Below are 1584 nucleotides of genomic sequence, written 5' to 3'. Positions count from 1 at the left end.
AATGAAACGCTATCCGGCGGAGTACAAGGAATGGGTGGTTGAGCAGATGATGCCGCCCGTGAACCGATCGGTTGTGGAGTTGGCCAGGGAGACGGGTGTCACGACGGTGAGCCTGCGCACCTGGCGCAACGAGGCGCGAGAGCAAGGACGGGTTGTGCCAGGCAACGGCAAACAGAGCGATAAGTGGTCCAGCGCGGACAAGTTCCGGGTAGTGCTGGAGACGGCGCCCCTGAGTGAAGCGGAGCTGTCCGAGTACTGCCGCAGGAAGGGCATTCAGCCAGAACAGATCCGGCAGTGGCGTGCTGCCTGTGAGCAGGCGAATGCGAAGACGCCGCCCAAGGCAGACATGGCACAGCTGCGTGAGGAAGCCACCGCGAAGAAGCGAATCCGGGACCTGGAGCGTGAGCTGAAGCGCAAGGACGCCGCGCTGGCGGAAACCGCAGCGCTGCTGGTGCTAAGAAAAAAAGCCGAGGCGATCTGGGGAAGGGACGAGGAAGACTGATCAACGTCTCGGATCGCCGCAAAGCCATTGTGTTGATCGATGAAGCGGTAAAGAGCGGCGCGCGCCAGGCTCGCGCGTGCGAGGAATTAGGCCTGAACGAGCGCACCTTGCAGCGCTGGCGCCATACGCCTGAAGATGGACGACCGGGCGCGCAGCGTCCGGTGCCGGCCAACAAGCTCAGCGAGGCCGAGCGTGAGGCCGTGCTGGCCGCGGCCAACGAGCCCGGCTGCGAGGGCCTGACGCCGCACCAGATCGTACCCAAGCTGGCCGACGAAGGGCGCTATCTGGCCTCGGAGTCGACCTTCTACCGCGTGCTCAAGGCCGCCGGCCAGGCGCGCCGGCGCGGGCGCGGCCACGAAGCCAAGTCGCGTCCGTTGACCACGCACCGAGCCGACGGACCCAACCAGGTGTGGTGCTGGGATATCACGTGGATGCCCACGACGGTGAAAGGTCGCTTCTTCTACTGGTACATGATGCAGGACATCTACAGCCGCAAACTGGTAGTCAACGAGGTGCACGAGAGCGAATCGGCCAACCATGCCAGCGAACTGCTGTCGCTGGGCTGTTTGCGCGAGCAGACCGCCGGCCGGCCGCTAGTGCTGCATTCGGACAATGGCAGCGTCATGAAAGGAGGGACGATGCTGGCGATGATGGGTTACCTGGGCGTGCAGCCCTCATACAGTCGTCCGCGTGTGAGCAATGACAACGCTTACGCGGAAGCGCTGTTCCGCACGGCCAAGTACTGCCCGCTGTGGCCGGATCGGCCCTTCAATACGCTGCAGCAGGCGCGCGACTGGGTGCACCGGTTTGTGTGCTGGTACAACGAGGAGCATCGCCACAGCGGCCTGAAGTACGTCACGCCGAACCAGCGGCACCGCGGGGAAGCGCCGCCCTTACTGGCGCGACGCACGATGCTATATCTGGCAGCCCGCACCCGACATCCGCAGCGCTGGTCGCGAGGGATCCGGAATTGGAAGCTGGAGCCAGTGGTCTACCTGAACCCCGAGCGAGCTGAGCTGGAAGCTAAGGAGCACCGGAAAGCAGCATAACGGCGGACGCGACAACTACCTTGACACACACCG

The 1584-nt window shown here is 64.1% G+C and carries 1 protein-coding gene; it reads left to right on the top strand.

The window, feature by feature from the left end; genetic code table 11:
• Position 1 precedes the first annotated feature (1 nt).
• Positions 2–1551, top strand: a protein-coding gene (locus tag J8I34_RS33895) for an IS3 family transposase (RefSeq protein WP_371748206.1) whose coding sequence is annotated in 2 segments (ribosomal slippage) — positions 2–488 and positions 488–1551 — 1551 coding nt in all. Because the reading frame shifts where the segments join, the coding sequence is not laid out codon by codon here.
• Positions 1552–1584 lie beyond the last annotated feature (33 nt).

This window comes from Cupriavidus phytohabitans (assembly GCF_017815025.1).
GTDB lineage: Bacteria > Pseudomonadota > Gammaproteobacteria > Burkholderiales > Burkholderiaceae > Cupriavidus.
The sequence above is the reverse complement of the archived record's forward strand: the minus strand, read 5'-3'. Positions and strand labels throughout refer to the sequence as shown.